The 1,403-nt window shown below is 50.5% G+C and carries 2 protein-coding genes; both read right to left on the bottom strand.

The genetic code is table 11. From position 1 onward, the window contains the following. Positions 1-461: YraN family protein (locus ACN4EK_RS32640; RefSeq protein WP_431662609.1), on the bottom strand; the 461-nt coding region annotated here is incomplete at its 3' end. 96 nt (positions 462-557) lie between these two features. Next, positions 558-1,295 (bottom strand): glucosaminidase domain-containing protein, encoded by a 738-nt coding sequence (locus ACN4EK_RS32635; RefSeq protein WP_431662608.1) that lies wholly within the window; start codon positions 1,293-1,295, stop codon positions 558-560. Positions 1,296-1,403: the final 108 nt, after the last annotated feature.

The following is a 1,403-nucleotide window of genomic DNA, read 5'->3' as shown; positions in this document are numbered from 1 at the left end:
AGATGTGTATAAGAGACAGGATGGGGGGATGGGGAGCGATCGCGCAATTTGGGTAGCATGAGGCGTTGGCAGGAGACTAGGGCAACATCGAAGCGGCAGGGCAACTGTGCCAGTTGGGGGTGTTCAGCCAGGAAGCATTGGGCGGCTTTCCAGAGCTTGGCTTGTTTTTGCGGGGTGATAGCGAGTAACCCATTGGCATCCCAGTTGCCCGAACTACGGGTTTTGACTTCGACAAAGGCAATGGATAGTAGGCGATCGGACTCTGGCTCTCGTTGGGCAATCACGAGATCTAACTCGCCCCAGCGACAATGCCAGCGTTGGTACAAAACGACCCATCCTCGTCCTTGTAGCCATTGGGCGACCAATGCTTCTCCTAACATGCCTGGATCGGGGGTGGCAGTGGATTGAGGCTGAGAACGGGGCGATCGACCCATACAGACTGTGGCAGCCAATAACATCATGGCTAACATGCCCTTTCCCTGGATCGAACTAACATTGAACTAACGTAGAGGATTGGCTCTCTTATCCAGTTTGTTCATGTCAGAGATCACTCCCGACTAAAGAATGCCAGCCGCTTCATACAAGCGCCTCAAAATTGCCAGAATTTTAGTGCCATATTCTGCGTCGGCGGTCCAGCGTGATCCCAACATTTGGACTAATGGCGCAATGCCCCGAGCCACAAAATTAAACCGGGGATCAACCACTTCTTCCACTAGCGGTTGGCTATTGGCATAGGCTTTTAAGTGTTGAATATGTGCCCGTACTCCTAAACGTGCGCTGGGGAAAGAGGCTCCCCCCGGTTCGTTGCCAATGCCCCCCAGACCCCCGTAGTTATTTTGGCTAGGCTGAAGGGTTCCACCAAACCGTAGAAATGAGGTTTCTAAACACATTTGGGCAAAGGCAATATCGTAGTTAATTCCTTCCCGATCGCCCTCTTCACGATACAGTTTGGGAATATCTGCAAAGTTCCGTAATGCCGCTTCATTATTGGCTTTGAGAAACATGAGCATCTGCACATCGGAGGTTTTGCCATGTCCAGAAAGGCGATCAATCTGGTCAGGACAAATTTGCAGAATTGTGCGTAATACGACGGTGCGAGTGGAATTTTCCCAGCCGACGGCAATATTAAATTCCCGTAAATCGATCGCTTTGATATACACCACATTGCGATAGGAAACTTTGCGAATTTGGGGCTTTTGGGTGACATCAATTCCCAGGCGATCCACTAAATCGATCGGAATGAACGAATTGCCGTTAATGATGATGCCTCTTTCCCCATAATTTTGGGCATTCAAGTTAATGTTGCAGGTCGGGTAGCTGACGGTTGCAGTCGTAAAACTGGTGGCGACTGGACTGGGGGTGGTAACAGGAGTGGGGCTGGGGGCTGTCTCTTATACACATCT

This window comes from Pantanalinema rosaneae CENA516, assembly GCF_050753385.1.
Lineage (GTDB): Bacteria > Cyanobacteriota > Cyanobacteriia > Leptolyngbyales > Leptolyngbyaceae > Pantanalinema > Pantanalinema rosaneae.
This window is presented reverse-complemented; position numbering and strand designations above follow the sequence as displayed.